This window comes from Pseudomonas sp. Tul2A7, from assembly GCF_054790505.1.
In genome coordinates this window covers 2,824,322-2,850,118 of record NZ_CP186499.1, presented here as the reverse complement: position 1 = coordinate 2,850,118, position 25,797 = coordinate 2,824,322, and the positions used below count along the sequence as shown (strand labels likewise).

The following is a 25,797-nucleotide window of genomic DNA, read 5'->3' as shown; positions in this document are numbered from 1 at the left end:
ACCATGCCCCGCGCCTTACTTGCGCTGCTATTGCTGGTCGCCCTGCCCGTGTGGGCAGCGGCGCCGAAAGACCTGACGTGGTCGGAAATGATTCCGCCGGACGCCGCGCCGGAGGTGCCGAACATGACGCCGCTGCATGACCTGTCGAAGATGGGCGATGCGCTGTCTGCCGAATCCGCGCCAGCGGCGAAACAGGACATGCCGAATGCGCCGGTGGTGAAGGCTCTCGACGGTCAGAATATTCGCTTGCCGGGCTACATCGTGCCGCTGGAAGTCAACGAAGAAGGACGCACCACGGACTTTTTGCTGGTGCCGTATTTCGGCGCGTGCATCCATGTGCCGCCACCGCCGTCGAACCAGATCGTGCATGTGAAAAGCGAGTTGGGCGTGAAGCTCGATGAGCTGTATCAGCCTTACTGGGTCGAGGGGCCGTTGCAGGTCAAGGCGTCGAGCAGCGAACTGGCGGATGCCGGGTATCAGATGGATGCGGACAAGATTTATGTGTATGAGCTGCCGGAGTGAATCCGGCAGTTTTGTGTTGATTGATCCATCGTCTTCGCGAGCAGGCTCGCTCCCACAGGTGATCACATTCCAGGGTGGGAGCGAGCCTGCTCGCGAATAGGCCCTCAAAGGTTCCACAGAAACCCGCCCCTTCACTGTTTCATTGAGCTGAGTCAAAAGACCGTATCAGTTGGCTTCGTACCATAGGACATCAGAAACTTTTAACGTCCTTTCGGAGCCCCCATGAACAAGTCCTTGCTCAGCGCTTCGCTGTTTGCCCTCGCGCTCGCAGCCCCGCTCGCCCATGCCCACGAAGCCGGTGACATCCTCATCCGCGCCGGTGCGATCACCGTCAACCCGAAGGCCGACAGCTCCAGCGTCAAGGTCGATCAGGGTCCGTTGAGCGGCGCTAATCTGGGCGGCAAGGCGACCATGAGCAGCGACACCCAACTGGGTCTCAACTTCGCCTACATGCTGACCGATCACGTCGGCCTCGAACTGCTCGCGGCCACGCCGTTCGAGCATGACGTCAAGCTCAAGGGCACTGCCCTGCCAGCGGCCAATGGCAAGCTCGGCACCCTGAAACACTTGCCGCCGACCCTCAGCGTTGTCTACTACCCACTGGATTCGAAATCGGCCTTCCAACCGTACGTTGGCGGCGGCATCAACTACACCTGGATCTACGACGAACACGTCGGCAGCGAAGCCAGCGCCAACGGCTTCAGCAACTTCAAGGCGAAAAACTCCTGGGGTCTGGCCTGGCAGATTGGTGCTGACTACATGCTGACCGACAACATCATGCTCAACGCCCAAGTGCGTTACATCGACATCGACACCCGCGCCACCGTCGAGAACAACGCGGTTGCGCCGGGCACTCGTGCACGGGTGAATGTCGATGTGGATCCGTTCATCTACATGGTCGGTTTGGGCTATAAGTTCTAAGTCGATTGACCGAACGTTCACGTGGTGGTGAATGAGGCTTGGGGCGAGCAGGCATAGAACTGACGGCGACCGTACGCAGTTGATCGGGGGATAACATCCCCTCGCCACAGGAGTAGCGACATATTCCGGCCGTGAAAAAGGCGCCTGTCATAGGGCGCCTTTTTCATGTCTGCTGGAAAGCTGTGGCGTGAGCTGGATTCCCCCCTCACCCCAGCCCTCTCCCTCAGGGAGAGGGGGAAAGGGAGCCGATTTGTGTGCTTTTCAAATCCGAGTTCGACTCGATATTTCAGGTCGGTGTATCTCATCCAACACCTCGGTCAGTCCCCTATCCCCGGGAGAGGGAGCCGATTTGGGTGCCTTTCAAAACTTGAGTTCGACTCGGTATTTCACGTCGGTGTAACTCGAAAGAACACCTCGGTCAGTCCCCTCTCCCTCTGGGAGAGGGTTAGGGTGAGGGGGCTTTTCAGGAGCGACCGAGTAGTCGCGCCAAACCCACGCTCATCGGCGTCTGCTGTGGCAGCTTGAAGCGCTCCAGCAATCGAGCGTTGTTCGCCCGCGAATGGCGGATATCACCAGAGCGCGCCGGGCCATAGCTGATCGGCGGCAATTCACCGACCACCGCTTGCAGTGCTTCAAGCATCTGCTTGAGGCTCATTGCCTGATTCCAGCCGACGTTCACCGGGCCGACTTCGACCTCAGGCTTTTCGATCCCCTGAACCAGCAGATCGACCAGATCTTCCACATAGAGGAAATCACGCGTCTGCTCACCATCGCCGAACACGGTAATCGGCAAGCCTTTCTGCGCGCGCTCGCTGAAGATGCTGATCACCCCGGAGTACGGCGAGGACGGATCCTGACGCGGGCCGAAGATGTTGAAGAAGCGGAAAATCACCGGCTCCAGACCATGCTGGCGGCGATAGAAATCGAAATACTGTTCGCCCGCCAGTTTGTCCGAGGCGTAAGGCGTCAGCGGCGCCTTGGGCGTGTCTTCATCTATCGACTCGCCCTCGCCGTTGTTGCCGTACACCGCCGCACTGGAGGCATACAGCACCCGTTTGACCCCGGCCAGACGCATGGCTTCGCAGACGTTCAGCGTGCCGATGAAATTGCTCTGGTGAGTTTTCACCGGATCATCCACCGAGGCCTGCACCGAAGCCACGGCCGCCAGGTGAGCGACCGCACTGCAGCCGTGCATGGCCTTGGCCACCAGCGCCGCATCGGCAACATCACCGACAATCAGCTCAAGCTTTGGATTATCCAGCGGCAGGTTGCTGCGCTTGCCGGTCGACAAGTCGTCGAGGATGCGCACCGAATGTCCCTTGGCGAGCAACGCATCGGTCAGGTGCGAGCCAATGAAGCCAGCGCCGCCGGTGATTAAAACAGTCCCTTCAGCCATGACGGTAGAACCTATCCAGTAAGCCCGGGAGTGCGGCACGCCAGGCGCGCGGTTTGATCCCGAAAGTGTGCAGAATTTTCTTGCAGGCCAGCACCGCGTGTTGCGGCTCTTCGGCAGCGTCCGGCCGCGCGGCGTGAGCCTGGGCGGTCGGCGCTTCGATGGCCAGGGCGTGCAGGCTGCGCGCTTCGGTCAGAATCGCCTGACCCAGCGCCAGCGGCGTGGTCGCCTCGTGGCCGGCGTAGTGGTAAGTGCCCCACAGTGGCGCTGCGCAGTCCAGTTGCTTGAGCACCGAAATGATCACTCGCGCGGCATCGTCGACCGGCGTCGGGTTGCCACGGCGGTCATCCGCCAACAGCAATTCGTCCGGTTGCTCGGCACGTGCGAGGAAACGCCCGAGCGTGCCATCGGGGCTGTCATCGAGCAGCCAGCCGAAACGTAGCAGGACATGTTGCGGGCAAGTGGCGCGAACGCTTTGTTCGATCCGCCACAACGCCTGACCGCGCAGCCCCAGCGGCACCGGCTCGTCTTTTTCGCTATACGCCGTGGCGCGCGAACCATCGAACACCCGATAACTGGAGGGCTGCACGAGGACGATGTTGTGGTGCTGGCACAATTCGGCCAGACGCTCGATCGCACGTTCCTGCCCGGCCATGCGGCTTTCGCTGACGGTTTCGGCCTGGAACCAGTCGAAATAGTAGGCGAGGTTGATCAATGCATCGGGACGGGTGTCGTCGAGCAATTGGGTCAGGCTCGCGGCATCCCAGCCGTTTTCGGGCGGGCGGGGGGCGAGGAAACCGATGTCTTCCTCTGCACCGAGGCGAATCAGCGCCTGCCCAAGGGCATTTCCGCCGCCCAGTAACATAAGGCGCATTCGCATAGAGTCAGCAGGCCCAGTCTGATTGGAACGATGGCTTTAGCGACGGATCTCGTGGAACCGTCGTCGATAATTGCCGGAATCGTTGCATTTTGCGGGTTTAGTGCGCAACCGTCATCCGTAAAGTGTACATCCCGGATATTTGTAGCGCTTCGACTGGCGCCATCGCGAGCAGGCTCACTCCTACAATTGAAATGCATTCCCCTGTAGGAGTGAGCCTGCTCGCGATGAGGCCCGAACGGTACTTGCATCTTCCCCCCTGCGCCCGCATAACTTGAGCCATGAATCTGCCCATCCCCACGGACGCGGCCCTGGCAGGCTTTCACCCCGCCGTCAGCGCCTGGTTCAGCAAGACTTTCCCGACGGTCACCGCCGCCCAGGCCCGTGCATGGCCGTTGATCCACCAGCGCCGCTCGACCCTGATCGCCGCGCCCACCGGCTCCGGCAAAACCCTCACCGCATTTCTCGCCGTGCTCGACGACCTCGTCCACCGTGGCCTGGAAAATCCCGACGGCCTGCCCGATGAAACGCTTGTGGTCTATGTCTCGCCACTGAAGGCGCTGTCCAACGACATCCGCATCAACCTGCAAAACCCGCTGGCCGGAATCACCGAGCAACTGCGGCAGATGAACCTGCCCGAGCTGCAAATCACCACCGCCGTGCGCACCGGTGACACCCCACAGAAAGAGCGCGCCGCCATGCGCAAATCGGCGCCGCACATTCTGGTGACCACTCCTGAATCGCTCTACGTACTGCTCGGCTCGGAATCGGGACGGAAAATGCTCGGCACCACGCGCACGGTAATCATCGATGAAATCCACGCGATGGCCGCCGGCAAACGCGGCAGTCATCTGGCCCTGAGCCTTGAGCGACTACAGGCGTTATGCAGCGAACCGCTGACCCGCATCGGCCTGTCGGCCACGCAGAAACCGGTGGAAGCGGTGGCGCAATTTCTCGTCGGCCATGAGCGCCCCTGCGAAATCATCGACATTGGCCACGCGCGGCCACGGGACCTGGGCATCGAAGTGCCGCCAGTGCCGTTGTCGGCAGTCATGGCCAACGATGTCTGGGAACTGGTCTACGACCGCCTCGCGGAACTTGCCCGCGCGCACCGCACCACGCTGATTTTCGTCAACACACGGCGCCTCGCCGAGCGCCTGAGCCGACACCTCAGCGAACGCCTCGGCAAGCACGCAGTGGCGGCGCACCACGGCAGTCTGGCCAAGGAGTTTCGCCTCGACGCCGAACAACGCCTCAAACGTGGTGAACTGCAAGTGCTGATTGCCACCGCGTCGCTGGAATTGGGCATCGATATCGGCGAAGTCGATCTGGTCTGCCAGATTGCTTCGCCGCGCTCCATCGCCGGGTTTCTGCAACGCGTCGGCCGCTCCGGACACCAGGTCGGCGGCACACCCAAGGGTCGATTGTTCGCCACCACCCGCGACGACCTGATCGAATGCACCGCCTTGCTCGACTGCGTGCGCCGTGGCGAACTCGACACCCTGCACATCCCCGAAGCACCGCTGGATGTACTCGCCCAGCAAATCATCGCCGAGGTCAGTTGTCAGGAATGGTCGGAGGACGCCTTACTCACGATGTTCCGCCGAGCCTCGCCCTATCGCCATCTCGACGAAAAGCACTATCAGGCCCTGCTGAGCATGCTCGCCGAAGGTTACAACGGTCGCCAAGGCATCCGCAGCGCCTACCTGCACCGCGACGCCGTCAGCCGCACCTTGCGTGGCCGCCGTGGCGCGAAACTCGCTGCCGTGACCAGCGGCGGCACCATTCCCGACAACGCCGATTACAGCGTCATGCTCGAGCCGCAAGGCCTGAACATCGGCAGCGTTAACGAAGACTTCGCGGTGGAAAGCATTGCTGGCGATGTGTTCCAGCTCGGCAATACGTCGTATCGGATCCTGCGTGTGGAAACTGGCAAGGTGCGGGTCGAGGATGCCCACGGCCAGCCGCCGACCATTCCCTTCTGGCTTGGCGAAGCGCCGGGACGCAGTGATGAATTGTCGTTCGCCGTGGCACGTCTGCAAGCGCAGCTCGACGAACTGCTCGGCGCCAGCCCCGGCGATCTGCAACCGGCGCTCGACTGGCTGACGCACACCCTCGGTCTCAACCCTGCTAGCGCCGAGCAACTGGTCGAATACCTCGCCCGCGCCCGGCAGACCCTCGGCGCCCTGCCCTCGCAGGACACGCTGCTGATGGAGCGGTTCTTTGACGAGTCCGGCGGCACGCAATTGATCATCCATTCGCCGTTCGGCAGCCGCATCAACCGCGCCTGGGGCCTGGCCCTGCGCAAGCGTTTCTGTCGCACCTTCAATTTCGAATTGCAGGCTGCTGCCAGTGAAGACGCGATCGTGCTGTCGCTGTCCACCAGCCACAGCTTTGAACTCGACGAGATCTGGCGCTACCTGCACAGCAACAGCGCCGAGCACATTTTGATCCAAGCGGTACTCGATGCGCCGCTGTTCGGCGTGCGCTGGCGCTGGAACGCCGGGGTAGCGCTGGCGTTGCCGCGCTTCACCGGTGGGCGCAAAGTCGCACCGCAATTGCAGCGGATGAAAAGTGAAGACCTGATCGCCAGCGTGTTTCCCGATCAGATTGCCTGCCTGGAAAACCTCGCCGGCGAAAGGGAAATTCCCGAGCACCCGCTGATCGAGCAAACTCTCGACGATTGCCTCCACGAGGCGATGGACAGCGAAGGCTGGCTCAATCTGCTGCGGCGCATGGAGCGTGGCGAGGTGCGTTTGATCAGTCGCGATCTGCCGGCGCCCTCGCCGCTCGCCGCAGAAATTCTCAGTGCGCGGCCGTACACCTTTCTTGACGATGCACCGCTCGAGGAACGTCGCACTCAGGCAGTGATCAACCGGCGCTGGAGCGATCCGCAATCGACCGACGACCTCGGTGCGCTGGACGCGGACGCTATTAACGCCGTGCGCGAAGAAGCCTGGCCGACACCGAACGCTGTGGATGAAATGCATGAGGCGCTGATGAGCCTGGCGTGTATCAGCGAGGCAGAAGTGCAAGCGAACGAAGGCTGGCGAGAGTGGCTGGAAACCCTGTCCAGCAGCGGTCGCGCCTGCCGTTTGCAGATCGACTCCGAGCATGGCTTGTGGCTGGCCCGCGAACGCCTGACCTGTCTGCAAGCGCTTTATCCACAGGCCAAATTGCAAGACGAACTGGAGGCGTTACCGGGGTTCGATGAAGCCTGGACGTTCGACGAGGCCTTGGTCGAAGTGCTCCGCGCGCGACTCGGTGCGTTCGGCCCACTGCCATTGCCCGCCGTCGCCGAACCGCTCGCATTGCCGGCCGCGCAAGTCCATCAGACCCTCGCCCAACTGGAGCGCGAAGGTTATGTGCTGCGTGGTCAATTCACGCCGAAACTCAATGTCGAGGAATGGTGCGAACGGCATCTGCTCGCGCGTATTCATCGCTACACGGTCAAGCGCCTGCGCCGGGAAATCGAACCGGTGGCGTTGCAGGATTTCATGCGGTTTCTGTTCGACTGGCAGCATCTGTCGCCCTCGACGCGCGGCCAGGGCAGCACCGTGTTGCCGGCGATTGTCGGCCAGTTTGAAGGCTACGCGGCGGCGGCTTCGGCGTGGGACAGCGACCTCCTCCCGGCGCGGCTCAAGGACTACTCACCGAGCTGGCTGGATGAGCTGTGCCGCAACGGCAAACTGGTGTGGACGCGCCTCAGTGCCCGGCAAAAAGTCAGTGGCACGGCATTACGCAGCACGCCGATTGTGTTGCTACCGCGCAGTCAGGTCGGATTGTGGAGTGCGTTGGCTGAACAGACCTCAGTGAGCGAACTCTCGCCGAAAACCCGGAAGGTATTTGAAGCCTTGAGTCAGCACGGCGCGCTGTTTTTCGATGAGCTGATTCATGAAGCGCACCTGCTGCGCACCGAGCTGGAAATCGCCTTGCAGGAACTGGTCGGCGCCGGTCTGGTGAATGCCGACAGCTTCGCAGGCCTGCGCGCATTGATCACCCCGGCAAGCAAGCGCCAGCAGCGCAGCAGTCGGCGCGGGCGCGGCGCTTTTATCGGTGGAATGGATGACGCCGGGCGCTGGGCCTTGCTGCGGCGCGGGGCGGCTGTGGATAACAGCGAAACCCTGGAGCACGTCGCGATGACGTTGCTGCGGCGCTATGGCGTGGTGTTCTGGCGCTTGCTGGAGCGCGAGGCGGACTGGTTGCCGAGTTGGCGCGAATTGCTGCGCACGTTTCATCGGCTGGAAGCGCGTGGAGAGATTCGTGGCGGGCGGTTTGTCAGTGGTTTGGCGGGGGAACAGTTTGCCTTGCCCGAGGCGATTGCGTTGTTGCGCGAAGTACGACGGCGGCCGCATGACGGCAGTCTGGTGGCGGTGTGCGGGGTGGATCCGCTGAACCTGGCCGGGACGTTGTTGCCGGGGGTGAAAGTGCCGGCGCTGGTGAATAATCGGCTGGTGTATCGGGATGGTTTGCCGGCGGCGGCGGAGATTGCCGGCAAGCAACAGTTCTGGCTGGAGCTGGATCAGATCGGCATGGAGCAGGTGCGCGGCAAATTGATCCGGCATTGAGGGTGTTTGGACTGAAGTCATCGCGAGCAGGCTCACTCCTACAGGGGAACGCATTCCAAAATGTAGGAGTGAGCCTGCTCGCGATGGCGTCGGTAATCCCACCTCAAAACCCGGCAGTCAAGTCCGCGATTCCTGTGGCACCTCGCTCGCCACGACCTCACCCTCCTGCTGCCGCTTCGGCAACAAAACCTGCTGTGGATAAGTCTGCGCGAAATGCACCACAGGACTGTTATCCACAAGCTTCTTCAAGCGCTGATTGAACGCCCGACTCACCGCATACTGCCCCCCCGACACCGTGCGGAACTGCGCCGTCAGCACCACGCCATTCAAATCCATCCTGTCGACGCCGAACACATCCAGCGGCCCTTGGAGGTTGTACTTGAGAAACGGGTCTTCGCGGATCGAATCACCGGTCTCGCGGATCAGCTCGATGGCTTTATCCACGTCCGTGTCGTAGGTGAACTGCACCGAGAAAAACGCAAAGGCAAACTGCCGCGATTGATTGGTCACTGCCTTGATCTGGCCGAACGGCACCGAATGCACAAAGCCCTTGCCGTCGCGCAGACGCAGGGTACGAATAGTCAGTCCTTCGACCGTACCGGCATGGCCCGAGTCAAGCACCACCCAATCGCCAATCGACAGGGTGTCTTCAATGATGATGAACAACCCGGTGATCACGTCCTGCACCAATTGCTGTGAACCGAAACCGATGGCCAGACCGACCACCCCGGCACCGGCCAGCAGTGGCGCAACGTTGATCCCCAGATTGGCCATGGTGGTGATTGCGCAGATCACCACGAGGATGATTTTGATCGCGTTGCGCAGCAGCGGCAGGATGGTTTTCACCCGCGTACTCGGCTGCCGCGCCGCGCGCTTGCTGAGCGGCGGTTTCAGCGCTTCTTGAATCGCCGTGTCGAGCACCACCCACAACAACCACGTGACCAGGAAGATCAGGCCGATGCTGCTTAACGCGTTGCTGATGGCTCTTCCGACCGTGCTGCTCTGGGCAAAATCGAGCAGCGACACGCCCCAGATCCGCCCGAGGATATCGATAAAGGCAATGGCGATGACGATCCGCAGCAAGGCGTGCAACAGACTGAGAAAGCGTTCCTTGTAAGCGCTGCTGCGCTGGATCGCTTCGGCTTTTCGCGACTTGAACAAGTGCTGCAGGATCGTGCTGAGAAACACCGTGCCGATCAGCAACACCGTGGTGAACAGCGCGCAGCGCAGGGCCTTTTGATTGTCCTCGCCAATACCGATCAGGTTGACCGCCGAGACCAGCACCATCAGCACGATCGGCCAGTACCACAGCCCGGAAAAGATCCGCAGCGACTCCTGCAACGAAGGTTGTTTCAGCCGTTGGCTCAGCGAACGATTGCGGATCAGATGCGCTACCGGGCGGCGCAGGCGAATCACCAGCAAGCCGAAAATGATCGAGGCGATCAGGCCGGTGAATACCGCGACGCTGCTGGTGATATTGCCGCCCAGTTGGCGGGCGATCTGCGGGCTGGTCAGCGCATCGCTGAGGGCGGCGAGAAAGCCGATCAGGAACAGCGGGCGCGGGCAATAATCACGAATGATCCGCGCCGCCGGGCGTTTGTGGCCGACGTTGAACATCACCACCACACACAACAACATCGAGGTAGAAAAGATGCCGCTACTGGTGGCGTAGGCCAGACACAGCGCCAGCGCGCGGCCTACCGAGGCTTGCAGGAAATGGCTGACGTAGAGGGTCAGCGGCAGGCAGATCAGCGCTGGCACGGTGTACGGCAGCAAGTAACCAATCAGATCCTGACTGCGCTGATGGGTGCGCAACCAGCGACCCTCGCGCAGGCGTTTGGTCAACAGGCTGCCGAGCACGGTGAGCAGCGCGAAACTGCCGAGCCAAGTGCCGGACAACGAGAGGAAATCCCCAGCGACGCTCCAGCCCGAGCGATTCGACGGCTGGTTGACCAGTTTGTCGACTTCATCGGCGGCGCGATCGGCGCGCAGGCGCCAGGCATCGACCAGGTGTTCGTTGAGATCGAGTTTGTCCTGGACGTCGTCGATGCTCGAACTGATCGCGCCGAGCAGACCGCCTTGCACAATCGGTTCAGGTTTGGCCGCTTCTTCAGCGGCAGCCGGGACACCCGGCAATGCGGCGGCGTCGATTTCACTGGCGCCGAGAAACAGCAGTGCTCCCAGCAGAATGGCGATCCTGAACTTGACCAAAACTCCGATCTCCCTTGGCTGAACCTGTAAGGAACTGATCGGTAATTGCACAGCAAGTTCAAGAGCCCCCTCACCCTAGCCCTCTCCCAGAGGGAGAGGGCACTGACCGAGTTGCCTGATCTGGCTGCACCGATCTGAAAGTCCACAGTCGAACTCAGGCCTTCAAAACCGCGAAGGCAAGTTCAAGAGCACCCTCACCCCAGCCCTCCCGAAACGTCGGACCGCCCATAGGGAGAGGGAGCCGACCGAGTTGCCTGATCTTGTTACACCGACCTGAGAGTCCGGAGTCGAACTCGAATCCTGAGAACCCTGAAGATCAGCTCCCTTCCCCCTCGCCCCCTCTGGGGGAGAGGGTTGGGGTGAGGGGGAGCGCTTTTGATCTTCGCCTTCGACGTGACCGTCCGTAACGCCATCGAAACTTTCCCGAACCGCCAGCAGTCATCAAAAGATACCGGCAACACGAGGGCTTTCAACGGGAGGGTGGCATGGCAACGATTCACATCGGTATTTCCGGCTGGCGCTACGAACCGTGGCGCGGGGACTTCTACCCCAAGGGACTGGCGCAGAAACGCGAATTGCAGTTCGCTTCGCGGGCGGTCAACAGCATCGAAATCAATGGATCGTTCTACGCCCTGCAACGGCCGGAGCGCTATGCGCAGTGGTACGCCGAAACGCCCGACGACTTCGTCTTCAGCGTCAAGGCGCCGCGCTTCATCACCCACATCCGCCGCTTGCGCGAGATTGAAAAGCCTCTGGCCAATTTCTTCGCCTCCGGGGTGCTGGAACTCAAGGAAAAACTCGGTCCGATCCTTTGGCAATTTCCGCCGAACTTCAAATTCGAGCCTGAGCGCTTTGAACACTTCCTCTCGTTATTGCCCCACGATACCGAAGCCGCCGCCACCCTCGCCCATCAACACGACGCTCACCTGCACGGCCACGCCAGCATGAAAGCCTGGCGCAAAAAGCCGCTGCGCCATGCCGTGGAAATCCGCAACGAGAGCTTCATCGACCCCGAGTTCGTGCGCTTGTTGAAACGCCACAATACCGCGCTGGTGATCGCCGACACTGCGGACAAATGGCCGTACCGCGAAGATCTCACCAGCGACTTTGTCTACCTGCGCCTGCACGGTGCCGAAGAACTCTACGCCAGCGGCTACACCGCGCCAGCCCTCAAGCGCTGGGCCGAACGCATCGACGCCTGGCACCACGGCGAGCAACCCAAAGACGCGCACCTGATCGCCCCACGCTTGAAGCCACGCGCACGCAAATCCCGCGAAGTGTTCTGCTATTTCGACAACGACATCAAAGTCCGCGCGCCGTACGACGCCCGTGATCTGCTGCATCGTTTCGAATTGGATAAAGACCTCGCCACCACCCCCGGCGAACCCGCTGGCGAAGGAGTGTTGGCATGAGTATTCCAGAACCGGTCGGCTTCACCGATGAAGGCTCGGTCGTTGCGCCGTCCGTGCGCACATTTACCGTGCTGACGGTCAACACCCACAAGGGATTTACCGCCCTCAACCGGCGCTTCATTCTTCCGGAATTGCGCGAAGCGGTGCGCAGCGTCGCGGCCGACGTGGTGTTCCTGCAGGAAGTCCATGGCACCCACGAACATCATCCCAAGCGCTACAGCAACTGGCCGACGATGCCGCAGTACGAATTCCTCGCCGACAGCCTCTGGCCGCAGTTCGCCTATGGGCGCAATGCGGTGTACCCGGAGGGCGACCACGGCAATGCGTTGCTGTCGAAATTCCAGATCATCCGTCACGACAACCTCGACGTGTCGATCAACGGCCACGAGAACCGCGGCCTGCTGCATTGCGTGCTGCGTCTGCCGGGTGACGGCACCGAAGTGCATGCGATCTGCGTGCACCTGGGCCTGCGCGAAAGTCATCGCAATGCCCAGCTGGATTTGCTCATGCAACGCTTGGCGGAGTTGCCCGACGACGCACCAGTGATCGTCGCGGGCGATTTCAATGACTGGCGCCAGCGCGCCGATGCGCAGCTCAAACCCTGCGGCCTGCGCGAAGTGTTCGCCGAGCACCAGGGCAAACCGGCGCGTAGTTTTCCGGCGCGCCTGCCAACGCTGCGCCTTGATCGTATTTACGTGCGCAACCTCAAGGCCAGCCAGCCGAAAGTTCTGGCGAACCGGCCTTGGTCGCACCTTTCCGACCACGTTCCTTTATCGGTAGAGATCGAACTATGAGCAGCGCGCCGCTGGAGAAATCCGCCGTGGAACCGGTCGCCATCACCCCGCCGATACGCGAGCCCGGCCAGGTTGATGTCGAGTATCGCTGGCAGGGCAACAATCGGGTCGAGTTGCTGGAGAACGGCGAGGAGTATTTCCCGCGAGTGTTCGAAGCGATGCGCGCGGCGAAGAGTGAAATCCTTCTCGAGACCTTTATCGTTTTCGAAGACAAGGTCGGCGCCGAGTTACAGGAGATTCTGATCGACGCTGCCCGGCGTGGTGTGCGCACCACGGTCAGCCTCGACGGCTTTGGTTGCGGCGAGTTGACCACCGGTTATCTGACCGCGCTGAGCGATGCCGGCGTGCATCTGCAAATCTTCGATCCGGCACCGAAACACCTGGGCATTCGCACCAACTGGTTCCGCCGTTTGCATCGCAAGATCGTGGTGGTCGATGGCCTGATCGCGTTTATTGGCGGGATCAACTTTTCCGGCGATCACCTCGCTGATTTCGGCCCTGAAGCGAAGCAGGATTATTCGGTGCAGGTCCAAGGGCCGGCAGTCGCCGACATCCATCATTTCGCCCTGCTGCAAAGTGGTCGGCCGGGCCGTGCGCGGTTCTGGTGGCAACGTCGGCGCCAGCGTCGCGCGGAGATGGCTTTCGATGACCACGATGGTCAGGTGCGCCTGGTGTTCCGCGACAACGATCAACACAGCACCGACATCGAAGACATTTATTTACAGGCGCTGCGCCGCGCCAAACGCCGGGTGGTGATCGCCAACGCCTACTTCTTCCCCGGTTATCGTTTGCTGCGGGAAATCCGTAATGCAGCTCGGCGCGGGGTCGAGGTGCGGCTGATTCTGCAAGGCCAGCCGGACATGCTGGTGGCCAAACTCGCCGCGCGCATGACCTACGATTATTTGCTCAAGGCTGGCGTACAGATTCACGAATATTGTCAGCGCCCGCTGCACGGCAAAGTGGCGCTGGTTGACGACGAATGGAGCACCGTCGGTTCAAGCAATCTCGACCCGCTGAGCCTGTCGCTTAACCTCGAAGCCAACGTGCTGATCCGCGACCGCGCGTTCAATCAGCATCTGTTCGAACGCCTCGAAGACCTCAGTCAAAACCATTGCAAAGCCATGGACCCCAGCAAGTCGCCGCGTGGCCGCATCTGGCACATGACCGTAGGTTTTCTGGTGTTCCACTTCCTGCGGCATTTCCCGGCGATGGCCGGTTGGCTGCCGGCGCACAAACCAAGACTCAAGCCGTTTCGAGGTGACCGCTCATGAGCCATTCCGAGGTGCATTCCGCCCAGCATTCGGCGCCAGCAACGCACTCGAAATGGAGCCGCTGGAAACGCCCGTTGACCTTGCTGTTTTTCCTCGCGCTGATCGTGTTGCTGACGATGTTCGCCACGCGCATCGAATGGGCCGAAGTGCTGGAAACCCTCGCCGACTTCAAGGTACGCACGCTGATCATTGCCGCCGGACTGACCTTGCTGAGTTTTCTCACCTACGCCAGTTTCGACCTGATCGGCCGCACTTACATTCGTCAGGACCTGACCTGGAAACAGATTCTGCCGGTGGGGATCATCAGCTATGCGTTCAACCTGAATCTGAGCGCGTGGGTGGGTGGCATCGCCATGCGCTACCGGCTGTATTCGCGCCTTGGGGTGAGCAAAGGCAACATCGCCAAGATCCTCGGTTTGAGCCTGGCGACCAACTGGTTCGGCTACATGACCATCGCCGGCGTAGTGTTCAGCAGTGGATTGGTGACAATGCCGCCGGGCTGGAAAATCAGCAGCAGTGCGCTGCAAGGCATCGGCGTGTTGTTGCTGCTGATCAGCGCCGGCTATCTGGCCGCGTGTCAGTTTTCCAAACGTCGCGAGTGGTCGATTCGCGGCGTGGAAATCAACCTGCCGTCGTTGCGCATGGCAGTCCTGCAATTGCTGCTGGGCGCGTTGAACTGGTCACTGATGGCGGCGGTGATTTTCACCTTGTTGCCGAGCAAACTGGATTATCCGCTGGTGCTGGGGGTGTTGTTGATCAGTGCGATTGCCGGGGTCATCACGCATATTCCGGCGGGGCTTGGCGTGCTGGAAGCGGTGTTCGTGGCGTTGCTGCAACACGAGGCTTCACGTGGCAGTCTGGTGGCGGGACTGTTGGCGTATCGGGCGATTTATTTTCTGTTGCCGTTGTTGATTACGGTGGTGATGTATCTGGTGGTGGAGGCCAAGGCCAAGGCGCTGCGAATAGAGAAGAAACCTTCCTGAGAGGCGTGCTGAGGCTGATGCCCTCTTCGCGAGCAGGCTCGCTCCCACAGGTTGAATGCATTCCAAATGTGGGAGCGAGCCTGCTCGCGAAGGCGTCCGAAAGAACACTAGAAGATCATGCTGATTGAATAATGCTCAACCGCTCGCCCACGACCATCTCGGTAATCCAGTCCACCAGAATCGAGGTGTACGCCTGCTGCGACACCGGCTCGCTCAACGCATGGTCGGCGCCGTCGATAATCCGGTGCGTCAGTGAATGGGTCTGCTGGCACGCCGCGCGGTAACTCATGATCGCCGCGTGGGGCACATAGTCATCGGTTTCCGATTCCACCAGCAACACATCGCCGGTGAATTGCGAACAGGCATGCAATGCCCGATTGGTGTCGGCGCGCACCAGCGTGCTGCGGTAATCACGCAAATCAGCCTTGTCCAGTTCACGCTTGGGCGTGTGCCATTGCTCGTCGCGATACAGCGCCGGCACGCGCAACGCCAGCCAGCGCACCGGGCGCAGCGAGGTGAGGATCGCCGCCAGGTAACCGCCATAACTGGTGCCGACCACGGCAATCGCCGAGGTGTCGAGCGCCGGATGCGCGAGCAAGCGGTCATACGCCGCGAGCAAATCACGCAGATTGTCTTCGCGCGTTACACGGGTCAGCGGGATCCCGGTACCGCCGGTATGTCCGCGCAAGTCGAACGTCAGGCACACACACCCGAGACCGGCGATGCCTTTGGCGCGCTCAAGGTCGCGCTCCTGGCTACCGCCCCAACCATGCACAAACAACACCCCCGGCACTTTCGATTTGGGACTGAGAAAGGTCCCGCTCATCTGTTCATCATCAATGTCGATTTGAATGCTTTCGCTTCTAGCCGTCATAGGATTTGACCGTTACGTATTTAAGGAGAAATTCACTGTTCTCGGCCGGGCCGCGATACACCTCGATGGCGTCCGCTGGCAGCGGCTGATCGATGTAGGTTTCCACCGAAGACACGCGGATCGCGCGCATTCCCGGATCGTTGACGAAGCTTTGCAGCGCTGCCACTTCGGCGCTACTGGCACCGCCCATGCGCCAAGACTGTTCGAGTACACCGCTGCGGGTTTTGCCGTTGCTGTCCAGGCCCTGAGCAATGTCGTAATTGCGCCGCGAGGCGTAGAAGCGTGGATAAGCTTCATCGGCGGCAGCGTCGAAAACCTGCGCCTGCTCAATGGCCAGACGCACATCGTCGGGCAGGTCCAGCTTCAGCAGTTCTTCATACCCACCCTGCACCACCAGCAAATTCGAGCCGCCGTAGACCTCTTCGCCGTGGGCGTCCTTGGTCAAGTATTGATCACCGCAGTAGCTCAACACTTTGTCGCCGATGAATGACTGGCCGACGCTGTGGGTGACGACATCGCTCAAGTCCTGTTCCAGCACCACCCCCTCGCTGAACTGCTTTGCAATATCGGGGCGGGCCAGGATTTCGTCGAACGCGTCGAGACTCTTGATCACTTCCTGCCCGCGACCGGCGCAGGCGTGAACCGGCTTCAAGCGGATCGGGCCGTTGTACAGCAAGTGCTCGGCAGCGGGCCGCGCGTCTTCCAGCGCAAAAACGCTTAGGCCATCGAGGACCACGTTACGCACGCGCTCGGAAAATAACGGCGACCAGCCTTGCGGCGCCTGAGCCAGATGACTGCGCAAACCGTGGCTGATCGCTTTGGTGCAGATGAAATCGTGCTCGACAAAGCCACCCCACAAATCGTCAGGGCCTGTGATACCGAGTTGATGAGCGCTGGCCGTGCCGACAATGGTTTGCGTCGGTAGCAGATACAGGTCACGGCCGCGGTGTTTGTCCGGGTCGTAACTGCCGCCGAACTTGCATCCGAGAATCTGCGCCAGCCATCGCGCCAGGGCCTTGTTGGTCTGTACTTCATGTTGCGGTGCGTCGGCGCGCACCGAGTGGGCAACAACGATTTTCCTGCGGGGTGTCGGGGTCATGCGTCCCCCTTCCATCGGTTCGATGACTGTAGCGATGAGAGGTGCAGAGATCAGGCCAACGGCCGCTCTACGAAAATTCTAGAGAAATCAGAAACTTGCCGAAAACGTACTGGCACCACGCCTGTTTCAATCTGCACGAACGCGTGCAAAACCCCGGCAAATTGCACGATCCCTAACCTTGTGCGGTCTCTTGTAGGAGTGAGCCTGCTCGCGATAGGGGTGGGTCAGTCACCTCACGGTTTTCTGACAGATTGCTATCGCGAGCAGGCTCACTCCTACATTAGATGTTCGTTGCTTTCGGGATCGGGCTCACCCCAAACCGCGCCCGATAATCACTCGGCGCCAGCCCGGTGATCTTCCTGAAAATCGCACGAAACGCGCCCGGATCCTGATAGCCCACCGTCCACGCAATGTGATCAATCGTGCCATTGCTGAACTCGAGCATTTCCCGCGCCTTGCCCACCCGCAGATGCTGGCAGTACTCGGTCGGTTTCAACCCGCTCGCCGCACGAAACCGGCGCAGAAATGTGCGTTCCTCCAGCCCCGCCCGCTCCGCCATCGCAGTCAAGGAAACATCCGTCGCGCCGGTGCTTTGCAGCCAGTGCTGAACCTTGAGAATCGCCGCATCGCCATGCCCGAGAATCGGCGCGAAATTACTGCCGCACTCACTGGCGCTGTCACTGTGCTCTATCACCAGAAATCGCGCGGTGCCGGTGGCAATGCTCGGCCCGAGCAACCTGTCGACCAGACGTAATCCCAGTTCCGACCACGCCATCAATCCAGCCGTGGTGATCAGGTCGCCGTCGTCGACAATCGGCGTATCAGCCTTGAGCTTGATCTTCGGGTAACGCTCGGCGAAGGCCTTGGCCGAGGTCCAGTGGGTGGTGGCGCTGCGGCCGTCGAGCAGACCGCTTTCAGCCAACAGCAGCGAGCCTACGCAAACCCCGCCCAGCGTCGCCCCGTTGGCATGTTGATCGCGTAACCACTGCATCAGGCTGGCCGGTGCTTGCGCCGCCGAGAACCCGCCGATCGATGGCGGAATCAGCACCGCCAGCAAAGCGCTGTCGTCACCCGCATGACTGGCGTAAGTGCGCGTTGGCGGCTGATCACCTTCGACCTGCCAGTGACTGACCCGCAGCACAGGCAACTGCGCGGCCTGATGCTCGGCGGCAATCCGGTTGGCCACCGCAAACAGATCGGTCAAACCGTGCACCGCCGCCATTTGCGCGCCCGGATAGATCAGCACGCCCAATTCAGCGACGGCGGCCCTTTCTGCGCCCATTGTCAGTTTTCCCCTGTCTATTGTCGGTGCGGCCAATCCTCGAATCGCTGGCCAGGGCCAATACTGAAGCCACTTCCAGCCAACACATCGAGGACACACCCATGGCCAAGCAAGCGCTCATCGTAGTCGATATCCAGAACGACTACTTCCCCCAAGGCAAGTGGCCGCTGGCCGGGGCCGACGCCGCTGCCGACAACGCCGCCCGGCTGATCGCCGCGTTCCGCGAGGCCGGCGATTCGGTGGTACACATTCGCCACGAATTCACCTCAGCGGACGCGCCGTTTTTCACACCGGGTTCGGACGGCGCCAAACTGCATCCGAAAGTGCTCAACCGTGCGGATGAACCGGTGGTGCTCAAACACTTCGTCAACTCGTTCCGCGAAACCGAACTGCAGGCCATCCTCGACGAACAAGGCATCAAGGAACTGGTGGTGGTCGGCAGCATGAGCCACATGTGCGTTGACGGCATTACCCGTGCGGCGGCGGATCTGGGTTATGCCGTCACGGTGATTCACGATGCCTGCGCCAGCCGCGATCTTGAGTTCAATGGTCTTACGGTGCCGGCGGCCCACGTCCACGCCGCGTTCATGTCGGCGCTGGGTTTCGCCTACGCCAGCGTGGTGTCCACTGACCAGTTCCTCACCACCCAGCGCTAAGCAACATTCTGCAAAAACACCAGGCCCGCCTTGTCGCGGGCCTTTTTTTGTCTGTCATAAAAATCTCACGCGTGAGCCATTGATGGCACTTTGAATTGGTTGTAGTGTGGCTCACGCGTGAGATGCCCATAACCGAGCCATTGCCATGAAAAGCCGTTCCCCCACCGCGAAATCAGAAAGCCCCAAGGGAGAGCGTGCGAAAGCGTCCACGAAAAAACCGTCGAGCTTCTATATGAAGCAGATGCGCGCGGGCCTGGCCGCTGCCGGTTATGTGAAACACGAAACTTGGGTGCTTCCCGAAAACCGAAGCTTGCTCAAGCAAATGGAGCAACAGCTACGCCAACCGATTCTGGCTGGCTCTTTCATGTCGGAGAATTACATGAGCGCAGGCAACAACTGGACCATCGATAGCCTCTTCAACGCCCTCAAGGCCCTGGACGAGGTGGCTTCGCAAGAGATCACGCTGTCGCTGATCCAGAGCTCCGAACCCAGCATCAAGCTGGAAATGAACGAATTCGGCGGTCTGCCGATTCATATCGCCCTGGCCGGCCAGCAGATCATCGTCGACACCGTGCTGGTGGACATCGATTCGATCTCGGACGTAGCGGCCTTCAACGACGCCGTGTTGCGCAGCCGGGAAATGTTCCCGCTATCGTCGATCGGTATCGAGTCGATGCCCAACGGGCAGACCGTTTACAACATGTTTGGCGCCCTCAGCGCCGACTCGAGCCTGACCAACGTCGTCACCGAGGTGAAAACCCTGGTCGACAACGTGCAGCGCGCGAGTGAAGCCTTCGAACACTTCTTCAAGTAATCAACAGGGAATATCCAATGACTCAGTCCATCTGGAGCAAGTTGTTCACCGCACTGCGCGGCGGCGCCAATGAAGTCGGCGAAGCGATCGCTGACCAACAGGCCCTGCGCATCCTCGATCAGGAAATCCGCGATGCCGACAGCGCGCTGTCGAACGCTCGTCGCGAACTGGTCACCATCATGGCCAAACACAAACTGGCTGCCGACCGCGTGAGCGAGTACGACGCCAAGATCAAGGATCTGGAAGCCAAGGCCGTCTCGGCGCTGAACGCCGGCCGTGAAGACCTGGCACTGGAAGTGGCCGAAGCGATTTCGACCCTGACCAACGAGCTGGATGTTGAGAAAAAGCAGAGCGACGAGTTCGGCACTTACGCCGAAAACATGCGCAAAGACATCAGCAAAGCCGAGTCGCGGATCAAGAGCCTGCGCCAGCAAGTGGACATGGCCAAGGCCCGTGAAAGCGTGCAGAAAGCCCAGGTCAGCGCCTCCATCGCCAGCGGCGGTGCCAATGGCAAACTGGAAACTGCAGTGGGTACGTTGAACCGCCTGCAAGCCAAGCAGCAGCAACGTGCGGCTGAACTCAGCGCTGCGGACGAGCTGGCTGATGCCTCGACCGGCAACGACCTGGAACGCAAACTGCGCGACGCCGGCATCACGCCGAACGAAGGCAGCGCCAATGCGATTCTTGAGCGCCTGAAGCAAAAGTCCGCTCAGTAAGCATTTGCACAAAACCTGTGGGAGCGAGCCTGCTCGCGAAGACGGAATATCAGTCGGCATATGAGTCAGCTGACATGACGCTTTCGCGAGCAGGCTCGCTCCCACGTGGTTTGTGGCGTGTTGTTGATCGCGCAGCCCGGTACACTAGCCACGCTTTTTCGCCGACGAACACCTCCACCCGCTTCAAGGAACGTACCCATGGGATGGTTTAAAGACTTGCTGGGCACCAGCAACTGGCAGACCGCTGCGCCAACACCGACCGTGGCCAGTGGCCCACTTGGTATGGCTCAGGGCAAGGCCGTCAGGTTCGATACAACCCTGGCGCTGCTGCTCGATGGCTCGACCACGGTGCGCGTGCCCTTCGATCAGGCGATCTGGAGCCACGGCTGGGTCGACCTCGGCCAGTCCAACAAACTGCACCGCTATTACATGAACGACGAGGATTTCTGGCTACAGATTCACGTTACCGGTGAAGATCAGATCGAATCGGTCACCCTGTTCAATTACCTCAGTTACGTGACCGTCAACAGTGACGCCGAACTGCAGCGCCTCGCCGGCCCCGACAGCCAGATCGGCCTGCCCGCCTACAGCCACGACGGTGTCGAATACACCCGCGAGTGGGGCACCGAACGAGGCCAGACCGAACTCGTACCGATGACCGAGCAAGTGGTCAATCCGGACGAGAGCTACACCATCGAACATCACTCAATGCTTTATGCGCGCGAGACCGGCCTGACCGATCGCCGCGAATTGCTGCTGTTCTCCGTCGAACAGGACGAAGAAGGCACCGTCAGCCTGAGCACCTCGCTGGGCATTTCGCTGTACACGACAGATCTGAGCACCATTTAAAAAAGGAAGTTTTTCATGCTGGAAATGCTGGCCGTTTCGCTGAACAAAACCGCGCTGGTCGGTTTCGTCGTCTACCTCATCGGCGCCGTTCTGCTGTTCATGCTGTTTCAATTCGTCTACACGCGCATCACGCCGCACAAGGAATTCGAGCTGATCCGCTCCGGCAACATCGCCGCCGCCATCGCCCTGTCCGGCGCGATCATCGGCTTCGCGATTCCGGCCAGTAACGTGATCGCGTTTTCGGTCAACGTCCTCGACTTTGTACTGTGGGCAGTGATTGCCGCCGTCGTGCAACTGCTCGCGTTCCTCGCCACAGGCCTGGTGCTCAAAGGCACTTCGCAGCGTATCGCCAACGGTGAAATCGCTTCCGGCATCTATGTCGCGGCGGTCGCGATCAGCGTCGGCATGCTCAACGCCGCGTGCATGACACCGTCCAACTGATCGGCAGGAAGCCTTAGATGAAACGCAGCAAATACGTTCAGTTGTCCCTTGCCGCTTCGGTGGCCATGGCCATTTCCGGCCAGGCGACAGCCGCAGATCAACCACGCAGTTTCCAGAATGTGGAACAGTGCGTCGACGCCGAAGTGGCCGCCGATGTCTGCTCCAACGCCTACGTCGCCGCCCTGACCGAACACCGGCGCATCGCCCCGGCGTACGACAACAAGGCCAAATGCGATGCGGACTTTGCCGCTGACTGGTGCCAGAAAAATTCCGACGGCCGCTTTGTGCCGAAACTCGGCGGCTTCAAACTGCCGCAGGAAGGTGAGCCGGCGCAGAACCTCGACGCCATCGCTGATGCGCAGATGCCCGCCGGTAATGCAACGGCGCAGAATGTGCAAAGCACTTCGCACGTCTCCAGCGGCGGTGGCGGAAATGGCTGGCTGACCGGCTGGCTGATCGGCAACGCGATGAGCAACAACGCCGAACGCACGGTTTACCGCGATCGCGAAACCCGCCAGCCGTACAACACCTCGACGCAGTACCGCAGAGCCGAAACCACGACGCGCAGCCAACCTGATTACGAGAGCAGCAAAAGCAAACCGGTCAACGTGGCGTCTTCGACCTCACGCGGCGGCTTCGGCAGCCAGTCCAGCGCGCGCAGCGGTTGGGGTGGTTGGGGCAGCAGTTCCGGTCGTTCGAGCAGCTGACCATGAAGAAGATTCTCTGCGCCGAGCGCCCCGACTGGAAGCAGACTGCCGAAAGCCTCGGCTTCATGTTCCACACCATCGATGACGAGCCGTACTGGGACGAAAGCGCGTACTACCAGTTCACGCTCGCGCAGATCGAAAACGATCTCGAGGACCCGACCACTGAACTGCACGAGATGTGCATGGACCTGGTCGACCGCGTGGTGCACAGCGAAGAACTGCTGGATCGCCTGAGCATCCCGCCGGCGTACTACGACATGATCCGCACCTCCTGGCGGGAAGGTCATCCGCATCTGTACGGGCGCATGGACTTTTCCTACAGCGGCAACGGCCCGGCAAAGCTGCTGGAGCTCAACTACGACACCCCGACCAGTCTTTACGAAGCGGCGGCGTTCCAGTGGGGCTGGCTGGAACAATGCATCGAGCGCGGCACGCTGCCGCGTCATGCTGACCAGTTCAACAGCATCGACACCCAGCTGCATAAGGCCTTCGCCGAATTACAGCTGAAGCGGCCGTTCTACTTCGCCTCGATGAAAGACTCGGTCGAGGACAAGGGCACCACGGATTACCTGCGGCTGATCGCCGAGAAGGTCGGCATCGAATCGCGGCACATCGATATCGAAGACATCGGTTTGACGGCGGAAGGGCGTTTCGTCGACCTGGAAGATCGCTGGATCCCGCACCTGTTCAAGCTGCATGCCTGGGAGTTCATCTTCCACGAGCCGTTCGGGGCGGCAATTGCCGAGAGCGATACGCAGTTTTTCGAACCGGCGTGGAAGGCGATCCTGTCGAACAAGGGCGCGCTGCCGTTGCTGTGGGAGTTGCACACAGGGCATCCGAACCTGCTGGCGGCACATCTCGATCCGGATCCGGCCAGCGCCGTGCCCAAGGGTTGGGTGCGCAAACCGTATTTCTCCCGGGAAGGCGCCAACATCGAACTGCAAACGGCGGAAGGTCTAATCGTCAAAGAGGACGGGCCGTACACCGATGCGCCGTTCATCCTGCAGGAGTTCGCGCCATTGCCGAAGTTTGGCGACAGCTACACGCTGATCGGTTCGTGGGTGATCGGTGATCAGGCGGCGGGAATTGGCATGCGTGAAGACAACAGCCTGATCACTAAAGACTCCAGCCGCTTCTTGCCCCACCTGATCCTCGACTGAAACACAAATCTTCTGTAGGAGCTGCGGCACGCTGCGATCTTTTGATCTTGTTTTTTAAGATCAAAAGATCGCAGCCTCGTTTCACTCGACAGCTCCTACAGAGGATCGGCGTTATCTCTGATTCTTCAACACAAAAAAAGGCCCGTCGTTTAAGCGACGGGCCTTTTTATTTGCAGCGGTTACAGCAACAAATCAGAACGGAATATCGTCATCAAAGCTGTCGAAATCCGGAGCCGGTTGCGGTGCGGCCTGCTGTGGAGCCGGGGCCGAACGCTGCTGTGGAGCCGACTGCTGCGGACGCGGCGCCTGCTGGCGTGGGGCCGGAGCGGACTGCTGATAATTGTTGCCACCGCCTTGTTGGTCGCCCTGTTGTGGACGGCCGCCGAGCAGTTGCATGGTGCCTTGCATGTCGACCACGATTTCGGTGGTGTAACGCTTGATACCGTCTTTTTCCCACTCACGGGTCTGCAGCTTGCCTTCGATGTAAACCTGCGAACCCTTGCGCAGGTATTCGCCGGCGATTTCGGCAACCTTGCCGAACATCGAAACACGGTGCCACTCGGTCTTCTCGACCTTCTGACCGGTTTGCTTGTCGGTCCACTGTTCGCTGGTGGCCAGACTCAGGTTGGTCACGGCATTACCGTTAGGCAGGTAGCGAACTTCGGGATCCTGGCCGCAAGTGCCGACCAATATGACTTTGTTAACCCCACGGGCCATAACGTTCTCCTAGGCTTCGCAAGCAGCCCCGGCCGGGTTGTTCACCAGGCGTTCGAGGGTGTCGCGATCCACTAATTCTTTGTCCAGTTTGATGTAAACAGCCGCTTCGTCAGCAACTATCACTGCATCGGTTACCCCTACGAGGGCCTTGAGGCGCTCGACCAGACCCGCTTCGCGGATCGCCTCGGGCGACAACGGCAAGCGCAGGCTCGTCACGTAGGGAGGTTCACGCATGGTAACAGCAAAGGCCAACCAAAGTGCAGCCAGCCCGGCACATCCAAGGAACACAACCGACAGACCGCCATGCTGAAACAGCCAGCCGCCGAGTATCCCGCCGAGTGCCGAACCGAGGAACTGGCTGGTGGAATACACGCCCATCGCCGTGCCCTTCCCGCCCGCCGGTGAAACCTTGCTGATCAGCGACGGCAATGAAGCCTCCAGCAGATTGAACGCGGTGAAGAACACCACCGTACCGATCACCAGAGCCCGCAGGCTGTCGCCGAACTGCCAGAAGAATAGCTCAGTCAGCATCAGCGTCATGACGGCGCCGAGCAAAACTCGTTTCATTTTGCGTTTCTTCTCGCCATAGATGATGAAGGGGATCATGGCGAAGAACGAAATCAGCAGCGCGGTGAGATAGACCCACCAGTGCTGCTCCTTGGGCAAACCGGCTTTTTCCACCAGTGCCAGGGGTAACGCAACGAAGCTGGACATCAACATGGCATGTAACACAAAGATGCCCAGATCGAGTCGCAACAGGTCAGGATGCTTGAGCGTCGGCATCAAGGCCTGACGCGCCACGCCGGACTCGCGATGCGTCAGCGGTCCAGTGGACTTGGGCACCATGAACATCACGATCACGATCCCCACCAGCGCCATGCCGCCGGTGGCGAGAAACAATCCAGAGAGCCCGAAAGCACGGGTCAACAGTGGCCCGACCACCATGGCCACAGCGAACGACAGACCGATGGTCATGCCGATCATGGCCATCGCCTTGGTGCGATGCTGTTCGCGGGTCAGGTCGGAAAGCAGCGCCATGACCGCAGCGGAAATCGCCCCGGCGCCCTGCAGGATCCGCCCGGCGATCACGCCCCAGATCGAATCGGCCTGAGACGCCAGCACACTGCCGAGGGCGAAGACGATCAGCCCGAGGTAAATCACCGGACGGCGGCCAATGCGGTCCGAAATGACGCCGAACGGAATCTGAAAAATTGCCTGGGTCAGGCCGTACGCGCCGATAGCCAGCCCGATCAGGGCTGGGGTCGCGCCTGCCAGATCCATGCCGTAGGTCGCCAGTACCGGCAACACCATGAACATGCCAAGCATGCGGAAGGCGAACACCAGGGCCAGACCGCTCGCCGCGCGGGTCTCGCTGCCACTCATGCGTTCGCTGTGGGGATCGTGCATGGAAAAACCTCGTGTGAACCGGCGGCGATTCTACCAGTCCCATCGGAAGACGGGGTAGATCGCGACGCTTTGACGCGTATAGATGAAACTCTCTTCATCCAGGGCAAAAAACCCTTCGTTTGA

22 protein-coding genes are annotated in these 25,797 nt (G+C 60.6%); 14 read left to right on the top strand and 8 right to left on the bottom strand.

The genetic code is table 11. From position 1 onward, the window contains the following. The first annotated feature begins 3 nt into the window (after positions 1–3). On the top strand, positions 4–522 hold the full coding sequence (locus ACOYXJ_RS12835; RefSeq protein WP_102899949.1) for a DUF3299 domain-containing protein: 519 nt from the start codon (positions 4–6) through the stop codon (positions 520–522). Between the two features lie 222 nt (positions 523–744). Further along, complete coding sequence (locus tag ACOYXJ_RS12830) at positions 745–1,443, top strand: OmpW/AlkL family protein (protein WP_460369757.1); 699 nt, start codon at positions 745–747, stop codon at positions 1,441–1,443. Between the two features lie 463 nt (positions 1,444–1,906). Here ACOYXJ_RS12830 and ACOYXJ_RS12825 read toward each other — a convergent pair whose 3' ends face one another. Then, positions 1,907–2,839: an NAD-dependent epimerase/dehydratase family protein gene (locus ACOYXJ_RS12825; RefSeq protein WP_102901716.1), complete on the bottom strand. Its 933-nt coding sequence runs from the start codon at positions 2,837–2,839 to the stop codon at positions 1,907–1,909. Further along, positions 2,832–3,716: a sugar nucleotide-binding protein gene (locus ACOYXJ_RS12820; protein WP_034155952.1), complete on the bottom strand. Its 885-nt coding sequence runs from the start codon at positions 3,714–3,716 to the stop codon at positions 2,832–2,834. The genes ACOYXJ_RS12825 and ACOYXJ_RS12820 overlap by 8 nt, the downstream gene beginning before the upstream one ends. A gap of 278 nt (positions 3,717–3,994) precedes the next feature. On the opposite strand from ACOYXJ_RS12820, the gene ACOYXJ_RS12815 reads away from it, so the two are divergent. Next, positions 3,995–8,281, top strand: a complete 4,287-nt coding sequence (locus ACOYXJ_RS12815) for a DEAD/DEAH box helicase (protein WP_460369754.1) — start codon at positions 3,995–3,997, stop codon at positions 8,279–8,281. A 117-nt stretch (positions 8,282–8,398) separates the two neighbouring features. On the opposite strand, the gene ACOYXJ_RS12810 is transcribed toward ACOYXJ_RS12815, so the two are convergent. Beyond that, a complete protein-coding gene (locus ACOYXJ_RS12810; RefSeq protein ID WP_460369752.1) occupies positions 8,399–10,492 on the bottom strand; it encodes a mechanosensitive ion channel family protein in 2,094 nt (697 codons plus the stop codon). Between the two features lie 485 nt (positions 10,493–10,977). Here ACOYXJ_RS12810 and ACOYXJ_RS12805 point away from each other — a divergent pair, with 485 nt between their 5' ends. Genes ACOYXJ_RS12805 through ACOYXJ_RS12790 form a run of 4 tightly spaced genes read left to right on the top strand, consistent with a single transcriptional unit; the run spans position 10,978 to position 14,952 of the window. Continuing rightward, on the top strand, positions 10,978–11,904 hold the full coding sequence (locus ACOYXJ_RS12805; RefSeq protein ID WP_460369750.1) for a DUF72 domain-containing protein: 927 nt from the start codon (positions 10,978–10,980) through the stop codon (positions 11,902–11,904). Then, positions 11,901–12,698 carry an endonuclease/exonuclease/phosphatase family protein gene (locus tag ACOYXJ_RS12800; protein WP_102901721.1) on the top strand — a complete coding sequence of 266 codons (798 nt, stop codon included), beginning with the start codon at positions 11,901–11,903 and terminating at the stop codon, positions 12,696–12,698. Before ACOYXJ_RS12805 ends, ACOYXJ_RS12800 begins: the two co-directional genes overlap by 4 nt. Next, positions 12,695–13,969: a cardiolipin synthase ClsB gene (gene clsB, locus ACOYXJ_RS12795; protein ID WP_460369747.1), complete on the top strand. Its 1,275-nt coding sequence runs from the start codon at positions 12,695–12,697 to the stop codon at positions 13,967–13,969. Before ACOYXJ_RS12800 ends, clsB begins: the two co-directional genes overlap by 4 nt. Beyond that, entirely contained in the window at positions 13,966–14,952 is a 987-nt protein-coding gene (locus ACOYXJ_RS12790; protein ID WP_460369745.1) for a lysylphosphatidylglycerol synthase domain-containing protein, read from the top strand. Before clsB ends, ACOYXJ_RS12790 begins: the two co-directional genes overlap by 4 nt. A 115-nt stretch (positions 14,953–15,067) precedes the next feature. Here the strand turns inward: ACOYXJ_RS12790 and ACOYXJ_RS12785 are convergent, their stop codons facing one another. The 3 genes from ACOYXJ_RS12785 to ACOYXJ_RS12775 form a co-directional block, all read right to left on the bottom strand. Then, on the bottom strand, positions 15,068–15,826 hold the full coding sequence (locus ACOYXJ_RS12785) for an alpha/beta hydrolase family protein (RefSeq protein WP_007917206.1): 759 nt from the start codon (positions 15,824–15,826) through the stop codon (positions 15,068–15,070). Continuing rightward, complete coding sequence (locus ACOYXJ_RS12780) at positions 15,816–16,925, bottom strand: DUF3182 family protein (RefSeq protein WP_460369743.1); 1,110 nt, start codon at positions 16,923–16,925, stop codon at positions 15,816–15,818. The genes ACOYXJ_RS12785 and ACOYXJ_RS12780 overlap by 11 nt, the downstream gene beginning before the upstream one ends. Positions 16,926–17,205: 280 nt before the next feature. Then, positions 17,206–18,207, bottom strand: a complete 1,002-nt coding sequence (locus ACOYXJ_RS12775) for a GlxA family transcriptional regulator (RefSeq protein ID WP_460369741.1) — start codon at positions 18,205–18,207, stop codon at positions 17,206–17,208. 101 nt (positions 18,208–18,308) lie between these two features. Between ACOYXJ_RS12775 and ACOYXJ_RS12770 the strand changes: the two genes are divergently transcribed. The 7 genes from ACOYXJ_RS12770 (at position 18,309) to ACOYXJ_RS12740 (ending at position 23,550) form a co-directional block, all read left to right on the top strand. After that, a complete protein-coding gene (locus ACOYXJ_RS12770; protein WP_150793922.1) occupies positions 18,309–18,863 on the top strand; it encodes a cysteine hydrolase family protein in 555 nt (184 codons plus the stop codon). 145 nt (positions 18,864–19,008) lie between these two features. After that, entirely contained in the window at positions 19,009–19,677 is a 669-nt protein-coding gene (locus tag ACOYXJ_RS12765) for a YjfI family protein (protein ID WP_102901728.1), read from the top strand. Between the two features lie 17 nt (positions 19,678–19,694). Beyond that, complete coding sequence (locus ACOYXJ_RS12760; RefSeq protein WP_038362095.1) at positions 19,695–20,393, top strand: PspA/IM30 family protein; 699 nt, start codon at positions 19,695–19,697, stop codon at positions 20,391–20,393. A gap of 198 nt (positions 20,394–20,591) precedes the next feature. Beyond that, positions 20,592–21,242, top strand: a complete 651-nt coding sequence (locus ACOYXJ_RS12755) for a DUF2491 family protein (RefSeq protein WP_102901729.1) — start codon at positions 20,592–20,594, stop codon at positions 21,240–21,242. 15 nt (positions 21,243–21,257) lie between these two features. After that, entirely contained in the window at positions 21,258–21,683 is a 426-nt protein-coding gene (locus tag ACOYXJ_RS12750; protein WP_460369737.1) for a DUF350 domain-containing protein, read from the top strand. Positions 21,684–21,700: 17 nt separating this feature from the next. Further along, complete coding sequence (locus ACOYXJ_RS12745) at positions 21,701–22,390, top strand: DUF1190 domain-containing protein (RefSeq protein WP_460369735.1); 690 nt, start codon at positions 21,701–21,703, stop codon at positions 22,388–22,390. A gap of 2 nt (positions 22,391–22,392) precedes the next feature. Continuing rightward, complete coding sequence (locus ACOYXJ_RS12740) at positions 22,393–23,550, top strand: glutathionylspermidine synthase family protein (protein ID WP_460369733.1); 1,158 nt, start codon at positions 22,393–22,395, stop codon at positions 23,548–23,550. Positions 23,551–23,742: 192 nt separating this feature from the next. Here the strand turns inward: ACOYXJ_RS12740 and ACOYXJ_RS12735 are convergent, their stop codons facing one another. Together ACOYXJ_RS12735 and ACOYXJ_RS12730 are read right to left on the bottom strand one after the other, a co-directional pair. Next, the gene (locus tag ACOYXJ_RS12735; protein WP_008081898.1) at positions 23,743–24,267 is read right to left on the bottom strand and encodes a single-stranded DNA-binding protein; all 525 of its coding nucleotides are present in this window, start codon (positions 24,265–24,267) and stop codon (positions 23,743–23,745) included. Between the two features lie 9 nt (positions 24,268–24,276). Further along, a complete protein-coding gene (locus tag ACOYXJ_RS12730; RefSeq protein WP_102901732.1) occupies positions 24,277–25,674 on the bottom strand; it encodes an MFS transporter in 1,398 nt (465 codons plus the stop codon). Positions 25,675–25,797 lie beyond the last annotated feature (123 nt).

Coding starts and splice junctions, on each gene's coding strand:
- ACOYXJ_RS12835 (WP_102899949.1), top strand. CDS start 4: ATGCCCCGCGCCTTACTTGCGCTGCTATTGCTGGTCGCCCTGCCCGTG.
- ACOYXJ_RS12830 (WP_460369757.1), top strand. CDS start 745: ATGAACAAGTCCTTGCTCAGCGCTTCGCTGTTTGCCCTCGCGCTCGCA.
- ACOYXJ_RS12825 (WP_102901716.1), bottom strand. CDS start 2,839: ATGGCTGAAGGGACTGTTTTAATCACCGGCGGCGCTGGCTTCATTGGC.
- ACOYXJ_RS12820 (WP_034155952.1), bottom strand. CDS start 3,716: ATGCGAATGCGCCTTATGTTACTGGGCGGCGGAAATGCCCTTGGGCAG.
- ACOYXJ_RS12815 (WP_460369754.1), top strand. CDS start 3,995: ATGAATCTGCCCATCCCCACGGACGCGGCCCTGGCAGGCTTTCACCCC.
- ACOYXJ_RS12805 (WP_460369750.1), top strand. CDS start 10,978: ATGGCAACGATTCACATCGGTATTTCCGGCTGGCGCTACGAACCGTGG.
- ACOYXJ_RS12800 (WP_102901721.1), top strand. CDS start 11,901: ATGAGTATTCCAGAACCGGTCGGCTTCACCGATGAAGGCTCGGTCGTT.
- clsB (WP_460369747.1), top strand. CDS start 12,695: ATGAGCAGCGCGCCGCTGGAGAAATCCGCCGTGGAACCGGTCGCCATC.
- ACOYXJ_RS12790 (WP_460369745.1), top strand. CDS start 13,966: ATGAGCCATTCCGAGGTGCATTCCGCCCAGCATTCGGCGCCAGCAACG.
- ACOYXJ_RS12785 (WP_007917206.1), bottom strand. CDS start 15,826: ATGACGGCTAGAAGCGAAAGCATTCAAATCGACATTGATGATGAACAG.
- ACOYXJ_RS12780 (WP_460369743.1), bottom strand. CDS start 16,925: ATGACCCCGACACCCCGCAGGAAAATCGTTGTTGCCCACTCGGTGCGC.
- ACOYXJ_RS12775 (WP_460369741.1), bottom strand. CDS start 18,207: ATGGGCGCAGAAAGGGCCGCCGTCGCTGAATTGGGCGTGCTGATCTAT.
- ACOYXJ_RS12770 (WP_150793922.1), top strand. CDS start 18,309: ATGGCCAAGCAAGCGCTCATCGTAGTCGATATCCAGAACGACTACTTC.
- ACOYXJ_RS12765 (WP_102901728.1), top strand. CDS start 19,009: ATGAAAAGCCGTTCCCCCACCGCGAAATCAGAAAGCCCCAAGGGAGAG.
- ACOYXJ_RS12760 (WP_038362095.1), top strand. CDS start 19,695: ATGACTCAGTCCATCTGGAGCAAGTTGTTCACCGCACTGCGCGGCGGC.
- ACOYXJ_RS12755 (WP_102901729.1), top strand. CDS start 20,592: ATGGGATGGTTTAAAGACTTGCTGGGCACCAGCAACTGGCAGACCGCT.
- ACOYXJ_RS12750 (WP_460369737.1), top strand. CDS start 21,258: ATGCTGGAAATGCTGGCCGTTTCGCTGAACAAAACCGCGCTGGTCGGT.
- ACOYXJ_RS12745 (WP_460369735.1), top strand. CDS start 21,701: ATGAAACGCAGCAAATACGTTCAGTTGTCCCTTGCCGCTTCGGTGGCC.
- ACOYXJ_RS12740 (WP_460369733.1), top strand. CDS start 22,393: ATGAAGAAGATTCTCTGCGCCGAGCGCCCCGACTGGAAGCAGACTGCC.
- ACOYXJ_RS12735 (WP_008081898.1), bottom strand. CDS start 24,267: ATGGCCCGTGGGGTTAACAAAGTCATATTGGTCGGCACTTGCGGCCAG.
- ACOYXJ_RS12730 (WP_102901732.1), bottom strand. CDS start 25,674: ATGCACGATCCCCACAGCGAACGCATGAGTGGCAGCGAGACCCGCGCG.